Annotated in this window: 15 protein-coding genes; 7 read left to right on the top strand and 8 right to left on the bottom strand. The window is 63.4% G+C overall.

The window, feature by feature from the left end:
* The first annotated feature begins 210 nt into the window (after positions 1-210).
* Entirely contained in the window at positions 211-1,005 is a 795-nt protein-coding gene (locus FJ938_RS06700; protein WP_140692267.1) for a glycosyltransferase family 2 protein, read from the top strand.
* A 74-nt stretch (positions 1,006-1,079) separates the two neighbouring features.
* On the opposite strand, the gene FJ938_RS06695 is transcribed toward FJ938_RS06700, so the two are convergent.
* The 6 genes from FJ938_RS06695 to FJ938_RS06670 form a co-directional block, all read right to left on the bottom strand.
* Positions 1,080-1,730: an HAD-IIIA family hydrolase gene (locus FJ938_RS06695; RefSeq protein ID WP_140613113.1), complete on the bottom strand. Its 651-nt coding sequence runs from the start codon at positions 1,728-1,730 to the stop codon at positions 1,080-1,082.
* Complete coding sequence (locus FJ938_RS06690) at positions 1,723-2,295, bottom strand: SIS domain-containing protein (protein WP_140692264.1); 573 nt, start codon at positions 2,293-2,295, stop codon at positions 1,723-1,725. Before FJ938_RS06690 ends, FJ938_RS06695 begins: the two co-directional genes overlap by 8 nt.
* Positions 2,296-2,302: 7 nt before the next feature.
* Complete coding sequence (rfaE1, locus tag FJ938_RS06685; protein ID WP_140613111.1) at positions 2,303-3,796, bottom strand: D-glycero-beta-D-manno-heptose-7-phosphate kinase; 1,494 nt, start codon at positions 3,794-3,796, stop codon at positions 2,303-2,305.
* A 117-nt stretch (positions 3,797-3,913) separates the two neighbouring features.
* On the bottom strand, positions 3,914-4,546 hold the full coding sequence (locus FJ938_RS06680; protein ID WP_140613110.1) for a LysE family translocator: 633 nt from the start codon (positions 4,544-4,546) through the stop codon (positions 3,914-3,916).
* Positions 4,547-4,589: 43 nt separating this feature from the next.
* Positions 4,590-5,003: a hypothetical protein gene (locus FJ938_RS06675; protein WP_246671632.1), complete on the bottom strand. Its 414-nt coding sequence runs from the start codon at positions 5,001-5,003 to the stop codon at positions 4,590-4,592.
* A complete protein-coding gene (locus tag FJ938_RS06670; protein ID WP_140613109.1) occupies positions 4,996-5,232 on the bottom strand; it encodes a type II toxin-antitoxin system Phd/YefM family antitoxin in 237 nt (78 codons plus the stop codon). Before FJ938_RS06670 ends, FJ938_RS06675 begins: the two co-directional genes overlap by 8 nt.
* 143 nt (positions 5,233-5,375) lie before the next feature.
* Here FJ938_RS06670 and rfaD point away from each other — a divergent pair, with 143 nt between their 5' ends.
* Genes rfaD through waaC form a run of 3 tightly spaced genes read left to right on the top strand, consistent with a single transcriptional unit; the run spans position 5,376 to position 8,283 of the window.
* On the top strand, positions 5,376-6,326 hold the full coding sequence (gene rfaD, locus FJ938_RS06665; RefSeq protein ID WP_140613108.1) for an ADP-glyceromanno-heptose 6-epimerase: 951 nt from the start codon (positions 5,376-5,378) through the stop codon (positions 6,324-6,326).
* The gene (waaF, locus tag FJ938_RS06660) at positions 6,299-7,306 is read left to right on the top strand and encodes a lipopolysaccharide heptosyltransferase II (RefSeq protein ID WP_140613107.1); all 1,008 of its coding nucleotides are present in this window, start codon (positions 6,299-6,301) and stop codon (positions 7,304-7,306) included. Before rfaD ends, waaF begins: the two co-directional genes overlap by 28 nt.
* Positions 7,303-8,283, top strand: a complete 981-nt coding sequence (gene waaC, locus FJ938_RS06655) for a lipopolysaccharide heptosyltransferase I (protein ID WP_140613106.1) — start codon at positions 7,303-7,305, stop codon at positions 8,281-8,283. Before waaF ends, waaC begins: the two co-directional genes overlap by 4 nt.
* A gap of 259 nt (positions 8,284-8,542) precedes the next feature.
* Here the strand turns inward: waaC and greA are convergent, their stop codons facing one another.
* Together greA and FJ938_RS06640 are read right to left on the bottom strand one after the other, a co-directional pair.
* On the bottom strand, positions 8,543-9,016 hold the full coding sequence (gene greA, locus FJ938_RS06645; protein ID WP_008877613.1) for a transcription elongation factor GreA: 474 nt from the start codon (positions 9,014-9,016) through the stop codon (positions 8,543-8,545).
* A gap of 269 nt (positions 9,017-9,285) precedes the next feature.
* Positions 9,286-9,825 carry a tetratricopeptide repeat protein gene (locus FJ938_RS06640; RefSeq protein WP_140613013.1) on the bottom strand — a complete coding sequence of 180 codons (540 nt, stop codon included), beginning with the start codon at positions 9,823-9,825 and terminating at the stop codon, positions 9,286-9,288.
* 152 nt (positions 9,826-9,977) lie between these two features.
* Here FJ938_RS06640 and FJ938_RS06635 point away from each other — a divergent pair, with 152 nt between their 5' ends.
* The 3 genes from FJ938_RS06635 (at position 9,978) to FJ938_RS06625 (ending at position 12,645) form a co-directional block, all read left to right on the top strand.
* Complete coding sequence (locus FJ938_RS06635; protein WP_140613012.1) at positions 9,978-10,403, top strand: DUF3775 domain-containing protein; 426 nt, start codon at positions 9,978-9,980, stop codon at positions 10,401-10,403.
* A 198-nt stretch (positions 10,404-10,601) separates the two neighbouring features.
* The gene (locus tag FJ938_RS06630) at positions 10,602-11,639 is read left to right on the top strand and encodes an extensin family protein (protein WP_246673226.1); all 1,038 of its coding nucleotides are present in this window, start codon (positions 10,602-10,604) and stop codon (positions 11,637-11,639) included.
* A gap of 199 nt (positions 11,640-11,838) precedes the next feature.
* Positions 11,839-12,645, top strand: a complete 807-nt coding sequence (locus FJ938_RS06625) for an extensin family protein (RefSeq protein WP_140692258.1) — start codon at positions 11,839-11,841, stop codon at positions 12,643-12,645.
* Positions 12,646-13,020: the final 375 nt, after the last annotated feature.

Genomic DNA, 13,020 nt, shown 5'->3' with positions numbered 1-13,020 from the left:
CGCGAATTCCTGGCCTTCGCCACACCGGCGCCGCGTTGGTGTTCGACAGACGCTCATGTACAAGGCTGGATCGCTCCGCCGACCTTCGCTGCGTGGTTGGTTTCTCAAGCAATTCCTGGAAAAATGTGTCACGGTTTTCCGCCCGGGACTGCGTAAGAACAGATAGCGCAAGCAGCGTTGTTCCGAGACGATCCGCCATGGAAGGGGACCATGACTCGATTTGCAAGCCCGGTCTCGGCGCTTATCATCTGCATGGACGAGGCCGATATGATCGGCCCGTGCCTGGAAAGCATCGATTTCTGCGCCGAGATCATCATCGTCGATTCCGGTTCGACGGATGGCACCGTCGAATGCGTGCAAAGCTATATCGCCAAGGGCTACCCGATAACGCTGCTGCACAATGACTGGCCGGGTTTTCCCCGTCAGCGGCAATTCGCGCTCGATCATGCCAATCAGCCCTGGTGTCTTTCCATCGATCCTGACGAGCGCGTCGACGACCGGCTGCAGCAGTCGATCGTGGCCATCACGCAATCGACCAACGGCAAGATCCGGGGCTGGTACATCCGCCGCCGAGACTGGCTGAAGGGCTACGGCTATGCGCACCGATGGGTGCTGCACAACAGGCTGATGCGGCTTTTCCGCCGCGAAGGCGCCATCATGGATCTCATCGCGCGGGTGCATGAATCCTTCGGAGTGCCGGGCGAAACCGGCACGATCGAGGACGGTTTCCTGCTGCATCGCCGCGAAATATCGGTCGAGGACGATCTTGCCCGGGCCAACGCCTATTCCAGCCTGAAGGCCGTCACGCTGGTCGAGAAGGGCAAGAAGCCCGGCCTGGTGCGGCTGGTGCTGTCACCGCTTGGCAACTTCCTCAAATTCTACCTGGCCAAGCGCTACTTCCTGTGCGGCCGGCACGGTTTCGTCTACTCGATGTCGGTGATGATCTATTCCTTCGCCACCGAGGCCAAGCTCTACGAAGCCTCGGAACGCCACGATCCTGTGTAAAGCGGCACGGTGCGCATGGCTTTGACCATCCGCTGCGTTAAGGACAGGGCCTTGTGGCGCTCGTCGGATGAACCTTAGGCCCTCCCAAGCTCAGCAACTGCATCGCAAAGCCTCCGATGATCATTGCCAGTCATCAGCTTCCGGGCGACAAAACTGCCGTCACCGGTCTTTCGATTGACCCTGCCGCCAACCAGCCAACCCTCGTGCAGCCCGGCCCGCCGTCCGGCTTCCATATCGTCGGCTTTGTCGCCAACGATGATGGATCGGCTTGTGTCCAGGTCCAACAGATCGCGAGCGCGCAGCAGCATGCCTGGACTAGGCTTGCGCATAGGATGATCGCCTATTGCCAGTTCACCCGTACCGCTCGAGTGGTAGGCACAGGCCAGCACAAGGTCGACCCGGCAATCGTGCGCCTCGAGCAGTGCCAGCAGCCGCGCATTGACCGCAGCGAATTCCGGCCAGCCGAAATAGCCCCGAGCGATACCGGACTGGTTGGACACGATGATGGCGGGAAGGTTACTAAGATTGGCCGTTCGGATCACTGGCAGCATCTCGGGCCGCAGGACTATTTGTGCCGGATCGCTTGGATAGCTGGTATCGACATTGATGGTGCCGTCGCGGTCGAGAAAAAGCGCCGGTCGACCGGCCGAAAAGGCTCTGCCTCCAATCCGCTCGACCCACAGGCCTGGCTCCGCGAGCGGATAGACTGAACCGCCGTCAGCCATTGCTGAGGCGCGCTTCGACCACCTCGCAAAGATGATGGTAGAGGCACAAATGCCCCTGCTGGATGATCGGCGTTGAGGTCGAGGGTACGTTGAGCAGGATGTCGCACAGCGGCTTGAGCTTGCCGCCCGTGTCGCCGGTCAGGCCGACGACCGTCATGTCCATCATCCGCGCCTGTTCGGCGGCGGCCAGGATGCTCGGCGAATTGCCGCTGGTCGAGATTGCCAGCAGCACGCCGCCGGCCGAGCCATGCGCCTCGACCTGGCGCGAAAACACCGTGTCGAAACCGTAATCATTGCCCCAGGCGGTCAGCACCGCCGCATTGGCCGGCAGCGCGATGACATTGTAGGCCTTGCGCTCCTTGAGGAAGCGGCCGACCAGTTCGCCGGCGATGTGGATGGCATCGCTGGCCGAGCCGCCATTGCCGGCGATCAGAAATGCCTTGCCCGATGAAAGCGCCGTCACCACGGCGCTCACCGCGCGCTCCATCTCACTCGTCAGGTCACGCTCGACCATGGCCGTAATGGCGGCCGCCGAGCGGACCAGATAATCGTTCAAGTCCGACATGAAACCCTCAATTTGCCGAGCCGCCGGCGCGCATCTTGCCGATAGTGTTGGTGGTGCTCTTGCCGGCGACGAGATCGACCAGCACGACGCGCCCGCCGGCCTTCCGCACCACATCGGCGCCGACCACGGTGTCGATCGTGTAGTCCGCGCCCTTGACCAGAATGTCGGGAAGGAGCGCCTCGATCAGCGCCAGCGGCGTATCCTCGTCGAACACCACGACGGCGTCGACCGAGGCAAGGGCCGCGAGCACGCAAGCGCGGTCATGCTGGTCGTTGACCGGGCGGCCCGGTCCTTTCAGCCGCCGCACCGAGGCGTCGCTGTTGAGGCCGAGCACCAGCCGATCGCATTGGCTTCGCGCCGCGTGCAGCAGGCTGACATGGCCGGCATGCAGGATGTCGAAACAGCCATTGGTGAAGCCGACGCTCAGACCCTCATCTTTCCAGACCGCCACCATGCGCGCGGCCGATGTGGCATCGAGGATGGCATCCTTGTGGGCCGTCGGTCCATGCGAGCGGAACAGCGCGCCGGTGAGTTCCTCGACTGTCAGCCGCGCGGTGCCGCGCTTGCCCACCACGACGCCGCCGGCGGCATTGGCAATCGAGGCCGCGGCGACAGGATCGGCACCGGCGGCAAGCGCCAGCGCGAAGGTCGCGATCACCGTGTCGCCCGCCCCCGAAACGTCGAACACCTCCCGCGCCTGGGTGGCGATGTGGCGCGCTTCATCGGGCCCGACCACGCTCATTCCCTTTTCGCTGCGGGTCGCCACCACGAAGTCGAAGCCATGCGCCGAGATCAGTTGGCGGGCGGCGGCGACAATCTCGTCATCGGCGAACACCGCATGGCCGACGGCCTCGCTAAGCTCCTTGCGGTTCGGCGTGATCGCGGTCGCCCCGGCATAGCGCGCATAGTCGCGGCCCTTGGGATCAACCAGCACCGGCTTGCCGGCCTCGTGGCAGATGGCGATCAGTTCGGCGGCGACGCCGTCAAGCAGGATGCCCTTGCCGTAGTCGGACAGGATGACGATGTCGGCCTTCGCGAGTGCCGCGCGGAAATGCCGGATCAGCTCCGCCCGCTCCGCCTCGTCCAGCGGCTTGATCTCTTCCTCGTCGAAGCGCAGCACCTGCTGGTTGAGCGCGCTGAAGCGGCTCTTGGACGAGGTCATGCGGCCGCGTTGCTGCGCCAGACCTGTCGTGTCGGCGCCGAGTTCGCCAAGCATCCGCACCAGGGTGTCGCCGGCTGTGTCGGTGCCGATCACCGAGACCGGAACGGCACGCGCGCCAAGCGACACGATATTGGCCACGACGTTGCCGGCGCCGCCCATGGCGGAGGTCTCGCCGCGCCCGTGCAGCACCGGGATCGGCGCCTCCGGCGAAATCCGCTCGATGACGCCATTGACGAAGCGGTCGAGGATGATGTCGCCGACCACCAGCACGGCGACGTCGCCAAAGCGCGCAATAGCGCGGTGCAGTGGTTCGGGAGAAGGCGGATTGTGCTTGATCATGTCACTGGCAGCGCGCTGGGAAAACCGTCTCTGGACTATATGGGGTCGGTTGGCGGGACCGATCGTTCGTGCCTGCCGATATACCGCAATTCGAGCCAGTGCAACGGCGGCGCCGCGTCAGCTCTTCTGCAGGGCAACGTGGACGCCGAGCCCGACCAGCACCACGCCGCCGGCCCGCTGCATCAGCCGCTGCGCCCGGCTCGAACGCCGCAACCGGCCGATCACGAGACCAGCCAGGAAGACGCAGACGATGTCGGCCGAGGAGAACATCAGGTTGACGATGGTGCCGAGCACGACGAATTGCAGCCAGACCGGAGACGCCGCCGAGGCATCTATGAACTGCGGCAGGAACGCCATGAAGAAGATCGCGGTCTTGGGATTGAGCACCTCGACGGTGATGCTCTCGAAGAAGGCGCGGCGCGCCGACTTGCGCTCGATGACGGGCAACGCCGCGTCACCCTCCCCGCGCTTGCGAAACAGCGAGACACCGAGCCAGATCAGGTAAAGCGCACCGACCAGCTTGACCGCCATGTAAAGCGGCGGCACGGCGTGGAACAGCACCGACAGGCCGGCAGCAGCGGCAAAGACGTGCACATAGCCGCCCAGATGAATGCCGAGCGCCGCCGTCAGTCCCGACCAGCGTCCGCGCGCCATGGTCTGCGCGGCTGCGTAGAGCATGGCCGGACCGGGAATGTAGGCGAAGATCGCCGTGGTGGCGAAAAACGCGATGAGCAGTTCGGTCGACGGCATTCTGTTGTCCCTTATGATCCTGCCCTGTCCGATTGCAGACCTTTCAGTCAGCCCGTGGGATGGCTTTGGATTGGCCTGCGCGAACAGCCGCAATGAAAGCCGATATGACTTTTTTGTGGAACGACGGACTGAATGCGCCGATACGCGCACCCGGTTCGAAATAGGCCGACGATTCCAGAATATCGTGGTTGTACTCGTCGACTATGACCCAAAGGGGGATAGGGTCAAGGCCGGCGCGGCGGCATTCAATTTCCGGAACGCCAACGGTGATGCGATCACGGCCCGGCTGCGTGGAGGTGATGGCAAGGATGAAAAGGTTCGTGCCTCCGGCTTTTCCGGGAAGAACGGCGACAAAGGCGACGGGCCTCGTCTTGCGGCCTTCGGTCTGGCCGTCTCCATGTTGGCGATGCCACAGATATGGATATCGCCAGACGTCCGCGGCGACCGGTTTAGTCACCGTTCAGTTCCGCGGCGTACCCCTCCAGCATCTCGACATGTTCCAGCGGTGCATCCTCCGCCGCGTAGGCACGACGGCTATCGGTGCCGAAGCGCGCTTCGTAGGTCTCGATGCTCATCAGGACGTATCTCGGCTTGTTGTGGCGAGTGATGGAGACCGGCTGCTGGCTGGCAGCCGCGAGCACGTCGCCGAGATTCTGTTTCAGATCAGTCGATGGGTAGTGTTTCATTGGACACTCCGTTTTGCCCATAATAGACAAAATGGACAAAACAGACAAGCCTGAACGGGCGAGCCCGAGCGACCGCCTGCTTTGTCGACAGCCCGGCTGGCCTCCCTTATAAGGACCGGAATCGCAAGCAACCAGAGGCCTCCATGATCATCGTCACGGGCGGCGCCGGCATGATCGGCTCGAACATCGTCGCCGCGCTCAACGCCGAAGGCCATGACGACATCGTCGTCGTCGACGACCTCACCGACGGCCACAAGATCGCCAACCTCGCCGATCTCAAAATCGCCGACTACCTCGACAAGGACGATTTCCTGCCCCGCATCGAGGCCGGATCGCTCGGCCGCATCGAGGCCGTCTTCCACCAGGGCGCCTGCTCGACCACCACCGAATGGAACGGCAAGTTCATGATGGAGGTCAACTACGCCTATTCGAAGCGGCTGCTGCATGCCTGCCAGACGCTGCGCGTGCCCTTCCTCTACGCCTCTTCCGCGTCCGTCTATGGCGGCGGTTCCGAATTTCGCGAGGAGCCGGCGCTGGAGCGGCCGCTCAACGTCTATGCCTATTCGAAGAAACTGTTCGACGACTATGTCAGGCGCACCGCCTTCGACACTGACCATTCGCAGGTCGCGGGCCTGCGCTACTTCAACGTCTATGGCCCACGCGAGGCGCACAAGGGCGCCATGGCCTCGGTCGCCTTCCATCTGTTCAACCAGGTCGAGCGCGGCGAGAACCCGAAACTGTTCGGCGCCTATGGTGGCTTCGGACCGGGCGAGCAGAGCCGCGACTTCATCCATGTCGGCGACGTCGCCGACGTCAATCTGTGGCTGTGGAAGCGCGGCTCGAGCGGCATCTTTAACTGCGGCACCGGCCGCGCCCAGCCGTTTCGTGCCATCGCCGAAACCGTGATCGACACGCTGGGCAAGGGCGAGATCGAGTTCATCGAATTCCCCGACCACCTCAAGGGCAGCTACCAGAGCTTTACGCAAGCTGATATGTCCGGTCTGCGCGCGGCCGGTTATAACGGTCAATTCCGGAGCGTCGAAACTGGCGTCAGAGACTATGTCGAATGGCTGAAAGCCCAACGATCCTCGTGATCGGCCCACGCTGGGTGGGCGATATGGTGATGGCGCAGTGCCTGTTCTCGGCGCTGAAGGAGCTCCATCCCAACGCCGTGATCGATGTGCTGGCGCCCGCCTGGGCCGCCCCGCTGGTCAAGCGCATGCCTGAAATACGCCAGCAGATCGACTTTCCGCTGAAGCCCGGCGCGCTCGAATTCACCCATCGCCGCCGTTTCGGCCGCCTGCTGCGCGGCCGCTACGACATGGCTTATATCCTGCCGGGCAGCTGGAAATCGGCGCTGATCCCGTTCTTTGCCCGCATTCCACGCCGTTTCGGCCATTTGCGTGAAATGCGCTATGGGCTGCTGACCGACATCGTGCCGCTGCCCGATGCCGTGAAACGGCGCACCGCGCAGGCCTATTTCGGCCTCGCCCAGGGCGGCACTTTCCGCGCGCCCCAGCTGACCGTGGATGCGCAAAACCAGGCTGTCCTGCTCGAGCGTTTCGGGCTGACGCCGCAAAAATTCGTGGCCCTCATGCCCGGCGCCGAGTTCGGCCCGGCCAAGCGCTGGCCGAGCGAAAGCTATGCCGGCCTTGCCCGCGAGTTCATGGGCAAGGGCTTGAAAGTCGCGCTGTTCGGATCGAAGAACGACCGCGACGTGACGGCGGAGATCGCGGCCCTCGCGCCTGGCGTCGTCGACCTCGCCGGCCAGACGCGGCTGGAGGACGCCATCGATCTGATCGCCGCCGCTAGGCTGGCTGTCTCTAACGACAGCGGACTGATGCATGTCGCCGCGGCTGTCGGCACGCCGATCGTTGCCGTCTATGGTTCGACCTCACCTGAAAACACGCCGCCGCTGGCGGAGCGCCGCGAACTGGTCTGGCTAGGCCTGTCCTGCTCGCCCTGCCACCGCAAGGTCTGCCCGCTCGGTCACCTCAATTGCCTGAAGACGTTGGAAGTCGGGCGGGTCGCGGCGGCGGCCGACCGGCTGCTGGAACTTCCGGCCACGGCATGAAGGTCCTCATCGTCAAGACGTCGTCGATGGGCGATGTCATCCACACGTTCCCGGCTGTCGAGGATGCCAGCCTCGTCAGGCCGGACATATCCTTCGACTGGTGCGTCGAAGAGGCGTTCGCCGGCATCGTGGCGCTGCATCCGGCGATCGGCAGGATCCATACGGTCGCCATCCGGCGCTGGCGCAAGGCGTTGTTCAATGGCGGCACCTGGCGCGAAGCGGCCGCCCTGCGCCGCACCTTGCGCGCATGCCGCTATGACTTGGTCATCGATGCACAGGGCCTGCTGAAATCGGCGCTTGTGGCCCGGCAGGCCAGCACGCCGATTGCCGGCTTCGACCGGTCGAGCGCGCGAGAGCCTTCGGCCACGCTGTTCTATGACGTCACCTATAATGTGCCGCGTGACCTGCACGCCATCGAGCGGACAAGGCGGTTGTTCGGACTGGCGCTTGGCTACCAACCCGATCTTGCGACGCTCAATTCCGGCATTGTGCCCCCGGCTGGCACCATCGCCACCATCAGAGGCAAGACCGCCTTCCTGCTGCACGGCACCAGCCGAGAGGACAAGAAATGGCCGGTCGTGGACTGGATCGGAACCGCCCGGCTGCTGGTCGAACGAGGCATGACGCCGGTCACCACCTGGTCGAATGAGCGCGAGAAGATGGTGGCCGAAGCGATCGCCAAGGCCGTGCCACCCACGATGGTCGTGCCAAAATCACCACTCGCCGACATCGCCGGCGTCCTCGGCCGCTCGACGCTGGTCATCGGTGCGGACACCGGGCTGACCCATCTAGCCAGCGGCTTCGGACTGCCGACAGTCGCGGTGTTCCTGGCGACGGAGCCGGGGCTGACGGGGCCGCGCGGACCCTACGCGTCAACGCTGCTGGCCGCCCCCGGCGGTCGTGTTGCGCCAGCGGAAGTGATAGCGGAGGCGGAGAGATTGATGGAGCTTAGCCAGGCAAATATCGGCGAAGATTGATTTTTCGGTCGAATCAATCGAAAAGGTCGGCGCAGCCCCTCATCCGCCTGCCGGCACCTTCTCCCCGTATAGTAACGGGGAGAAGAGAGCTGGCCGCAATCTTGGCGGCCTTCTTACAACGCTGGCGATTAGCGAAACGATCAATGACGGCGTTCCTTCTCCCCGTCACTATACGGGGAGAAGTGCCCGGCAGGGCGATGAGGGGCAGCGCCGACCTGGCTTGAAGCGCGGACAGGACGAAACCGCGCCGTCAAATTCGTTAAATGAACTGCACCTGGACGATCTCATAGCCGCGCGCACCACCTGGCGCATTGACCTCGATGGCGTCGCCGACTTCCTTGCCGATCAGCGCCCGCGCGATCGGCGAGGAGATCGAGATGCGGCCGGACTTCACGTCGGCTTCCTGGTCGCCGACGATCTGGTAGGTCTTCTTTTCCTCGGTGTCCTCATCGACCAGCACGACGGTGGCGCCGAACTTGACCTTGTCGCCGCTGAGCTTGGTGACGTCGATGACTTCGGCGCGCGCGATCAGGTCCTCGAGTTCGTTGACGCGGCCCTCGTTGAGGCTCTGCGCCTCCTTGGCGGCGTGATATTCGGCATTTTCGGACAGGTCGCCATGCGAGCGCGCTTCAGAGATCGCCTCGATGATGCGCGGCCGCTCTTCCTGCTGGCGCCAACGCAGTTCTTCCTTCAATGACGCGAACCCCTCGCCTGTCATCGGGACCTTGTTCATGATGCCTGACCTTTCTGCCGCCGCCCCCGCGTTTCGGGGGAAGCCTTGTCGTTGGGTACAAAAAGAAAACGGTCCGGCAGCCTCGGGCTAACGGAACCGTTTCACCGCAATTTCCCCCAATATAGCAATCTTCGCGGGTTTTTCACGCCCAAAAAAGCGGTTTTGCAAAAATCGTCACCGCTTTCGCGAGCCGGGCGACGGCGAGGCAAGGTGGCGACAAAAAGCGGCCGCGATCGCTCGCGGCCGCTTCGGGACCCTTGGAGGCCAGGTCAGCTGCGCATGAAATGGTTGATCTGCTCGGCCAGCATGCCGTATTCGCGCGACCCCTTGCCGATACGCTTCTCGATCTCCGCCAGCTGCTGCTGGGCGCCGGCCAGATCGCCGATCTGGAGATGCGCTTCGCCGAGATATTCCCGCACCAGCGTGTAGTTCGGGTCGATGCGCAGCGCCTCTTCGTAATAGCCGAGGCCTACGGCGACACGGCCGGAATGACGGTGCGAATAGCCGAGATAGTTGAGGATGCGCGGATCCTGCTTGTTGGCGGCAAGGGTGAGCACCGAGATCGCCTCGTCATAGCGCCCGGCCATCGCCAGGTCGTGACCGGCTTCATAGATGCTGTCGTCGTCCAACATGCCTTCCTGGGGCGCGACGCACTTTTTCTTCTTCTTGTCCCAGACCTCGCCCTTCTTGCACTGGGTGACAGTCTGGCCGCCGCCCGAACTGTCGCCGCCCGCGGCGAACGCCGGAACGGCAAGAAACTGCAGAGCGATTAGCGCGCTCGCCGTCTGGATCAGCACTCTTTTATGCATCGAAGCCTCCTGGAGGGGTGAGAATAGAACACTAACGCCAAGTGGTTCGCGTTTCATCCCGGAAAAGCAGGCCTGGAGAACATGAGGTGACGGATGGCGCAAATTCGGTATCATCGCGGATCGAATGAAGACTGAGCCCACGGAGACGGCCCGTGCAGCAACGGCTTGAGAAGAACTGGGAACTTTCGATCGGCCCCGACACCGTGCGCCTGTTCATCCTCAAGGCCAAGGCGCTGAGTGCGGCCGTCAACGAGGATTATGCCGACGGTGCCGAACACGAGATCGAGTTCGATGGCGACACGCACGACAATCACCATCATGACGGCCTTGCCGAGGAGAGTTCGGAAAACCTGACCGAAGAGGAACTGCGCGAACTGATCAACGACCTCAATGTCGATGAAGCCGCCGAACTGATCGCGCTCGCCTGGGTCGGGCGTGGCGACTACGACCCCTCGGAATGGTCGGATGCCGTGACCGCGGCGCGCGAGCGCCCCAACAGGCGCACGGCAAAATACCTGCTCGGCATGCCGCTGCTTGCCGACTGGCTGGAAGAGGGGCTGGAAGCGATCGGCGCGTAACGCTGAAGTAACCGATTGTGATCGCCCGAAGCGGCCGCGCACGCAACTTCGGCATGCCGGTGCCGTTTCGGAGCGATGGCAACGCTGCGCTCTTCCCGAAGGTACCGGATCGCAATGGTCATGGCGGCGACAGTTCTGCTGGCGGCGCCGGCCGACGCCAAACATCGTCACAGGCATTACAAGCCGCTTTCACCGCGAGTGGAGCAGCCGCTGACGCCGCGGGTCGACCAGCCCCTGAAGCCGCGGGGGAAATCGCGGCGCAAGCAGCCGAAACCGAGGGGCGAGCAACAGATCACGCGCAGCCCCGCCCAGCAGACGACGCAGCCTCCGCTGCCATCGCCCGCCGATGTTCCCCTGCCGGAGCAACGTCCCGCAGGCTCGCCAAACACGGAAAAAAGCCCGAAAACGGAAGAACAGAACACCGAGGCCCCAAAGAGCGGCGGGGCTTCCAATCAGTTCAATGAAGAAAAATCCCGTTACAAGAAACAGGCGCTCCCCGAACCGCAAGCCAACATGGAAAGCGAGCCGGAGCCACCGGCCGTGGCGCCAATACCGACACCAAAGCCCGATGACCAGGAGCCCGAGGCCCAGCCGCCTGACGTCGCCCCGCAACCACCTCAGAAGCCGGCCGATAGCGGCGACCAGAAGATGCTTCCCGACCCGCGCTCGGCCGACCTGCCGGCGGACAAGATGCCCGCGGAGCAAGTTGCCTGCCGGGAACGGCTGAAGGCGCTCGGGGTCGAATTCGAGGAGCACAAGGCGGAAAGCAATCCCGAAATCGGCTGTTCGATTCCCTATCCCCTGGTGCTGAAGTCACTCGGCAAGTCGATCGCGATTGCCCCCGGCACCGAACTCAATTGTCCGATGGCCGAGGCAACGGCGCGTTTTGCCGCTGACGTCGTCCAGCCGGCGGCGAAAGCCGAATTCGGCGCCGACCTGAAATCGATCGGCCAGGCATCGGCCTTCGTCTGCCGGCCGCGACACGGCGCTGGGAAACTGTCGGAGCACGCTTTCGGCAACGCGCTCGACATCGCGAGCTTCACCCTATCGGACGGCAGGACAATCGAGGTCGGCCTGACCCCGCCGGAGAAGGAGGGCAAGTTCCTCGACGCAATCCGCAAGGCCGCCTGCGGTCCGTTCAAGACCGTGCTTGGACCCGGCGCCGACGCTGACCACGCCTTGCATTTCCATTTCGACCTCGAACCGCGCCGCCATGGCGGCACGTTTTGCCAATGAGCATTGGCTGTCAGCCGCACGTGCCGCAATTCAGCCGCAGGCATGAACGCGGCCGCTGAGTTTTCCTTTACCCTTGATCGTTAAAATACCGGATATCCGGACCATGATCCCGAAAACTGGAAACCGGTTTTCGGGAAAGATCGTGGTCAGGCAAAGGTAGGACCTGGTCAGGATCAGGTTCGGGGACAGGATTCCGCCAATGGCCGGCAAATTTCGCGCCGTGTGTCTTCCCATCGCGCGCCAGCTGAAACCCGCGGTGCTGCTGGCTGCCGGCCTTGCGCTGGCCGCGGTTTCAGCCTGCAACACCGGCAATGTGCTGTCGCTCGAACCGGCCGTCGACGTCGGCTCGCAGACCGCGGCCGTGCCGCAATATTCAGGGATGCAGAGGCTTGTTCCGTCCAATCCCTACATGACCCAGGCCGCCTATCCGCGCATGGATACCCCGATGTCACCGACCGAACAGATGCCGGCCAGCGAGACAGACTGCCGCCAGCAGCTGAAGCGCCTCGATGTTGCCTATACCGATCTGGCGCCGATCCATGAAGGCCAGTGCGGCATCGACTATCCGGTCAAGGTCTCGGCCATCGGCAGCGTCGAGATGAAGCCCGCCGCGACGCTGACCTGCGACATGGCCGCCACCTTCGCCGCCTGGACGAAGAACGAACTGGTTCCCTCCGCCCGCTGGCGCTATTTCTCCGGCGTCAAGACCATCCACCAGGGCTCGAGCTACTCCTGCCGCAACATCGCCGGCGAGGGCGTGCTGTCGGAGCACGGCAAAGGCAATGCGCTTGACGTTATGAGCATCGAGCTCAACAATGGCGATGATATCGACGTGCGCAAGCCCGGCCTGTTCGCCTTCCGCACGCGTGGCTTCCTCAACAATGTGCGTGCCGACGGCTGCCAGTATTTCACCACCGTGCTCGGCCCCGGTTACAACTACGACCACCGCAACCATTTCCATTTCGACATCAAGAACCGCAAGAACGGCTACCGCGCCTGCCGCTGATGCATGTCGCCCAAAAGTGACCTCGGTTTTGAGAAAACGACATGCATGAAAGCAAGAGTCCAAAGTGCGTCGGCCGCAATGGCGGTCGTGATCCCTACCCCACCGACGGCAAGGCAATCATCGGCGTGTTGAAGCAGCCGCGGTGACTCGCGTCACGTCGTGGCGATCGCGATCTTGCCGAATCGACAGCCCCACACATTGTCGTGCGCGCCGTCTGGCCGGTAACGCGCGCTCACGCCAAAGGTGCGGGTTGTCGTCTATGCCCTTGTCGAACACTTTTCGGCGCCGCCGTGAGACAAGGCCTGAAAGACACGCGTCATATTCTAAAAATGACGGCGGACTATTTTCGAGCGGCCCGACGCAATGCTATTGAGC

The sequence above is a fragment of the Mesorhizobium sp. B2-4-14 genome (assembly GCF_006442155.1).
Lineage (GTDB): Bacteria > Pseudomonadota > Alphaproteobacteria > Rhizobiales > Rhizobiaceae > Mesorhizobium.
Note: the sequence above shows the minus strand (reverse complement) of the source record. Positions and strands in the feature narration are given on the sequence as shown.

Coding starts and splice junctions, on each gene's coding strand:
- FJ938_RS06700 (WP_140692267.1), top strand. CDS start 211: ATGACTCGATTTGCAAGCCCGGTCTCGGCGCTTATCATCTGCATGGAC.
- FJ938_RS06695 (WP_140613113.1), bottom strand. CDS start 1,730: ATGGCTGACGGCGGTTCAGTCTATCCGCTCGCGGAGCCAGGCCTGTGG.
- FJ938_RS06690 (WP_140692264.1), bottom strand. CDS start 2,295: ATGTCGGACTTGAACGATTATCTGGTCCGCTCGGCGGCCGCCATTACG.
- rfaE1 (WP_140613111.1), bottom strand. CDS start 3,796: ATGATCAAGCACAATCCGCCTTCTCCCGAACCACTGCACCGCGCTATT.
- FJ938_RS06680 (WP_140613110.1), bottom strand. CDS start 4,546: ATGCCGTCGACCGAACTGCTCATCGCGTTTTTCGCCACCACGGCGATC.
- FJ938_RS06670 (WP_140613109.1), bottom strand. CDS start 5,232: ATGAAACACTACCCATCGACTGATCTGAAACAGAATCTCGGCGACGTG.
- rfaD (WP_140613108.1), top strand. CDS start 5,376: ATGATCATCGTCACGGGCGGCGCCGGCATGATCGGCTCGAACATCGTC.
- waaF (WP_140613107.1), top strand. CDS start 6,299: ATGGCTGAAAGCCCAACGATCCTCGTGATCGGCCCACGCTGGGTGGGC.
- waaC (WP_140613106.1), top strand. CDS start 7,303: ATGAAGGTCCTCATCGTCAAGACGTCGTCGATGGGCGATGTCATCCAC.
- greA (WP_008877613.1), bottom strand. CDS start 9,016: ATGAACAAGGTCCCGATGACAGGCGAGGGGTTCGCGTCATTGAAGGAA.
- FJ938_RS06640 (WP_140613013.1), bottom strand. CDS start 9,825: ATGCATAAAAGAGTGCTGATCCAGACGGCGAGCGCGCTAATCGCTCTG.
- FJ938_RS06625 (WP_140692258.1), top strand. CDS start 11,839: ATGGCCGGCAAATTTCGCGCCGTGTGTCTTCCCATCGCGCGCCAGCTG.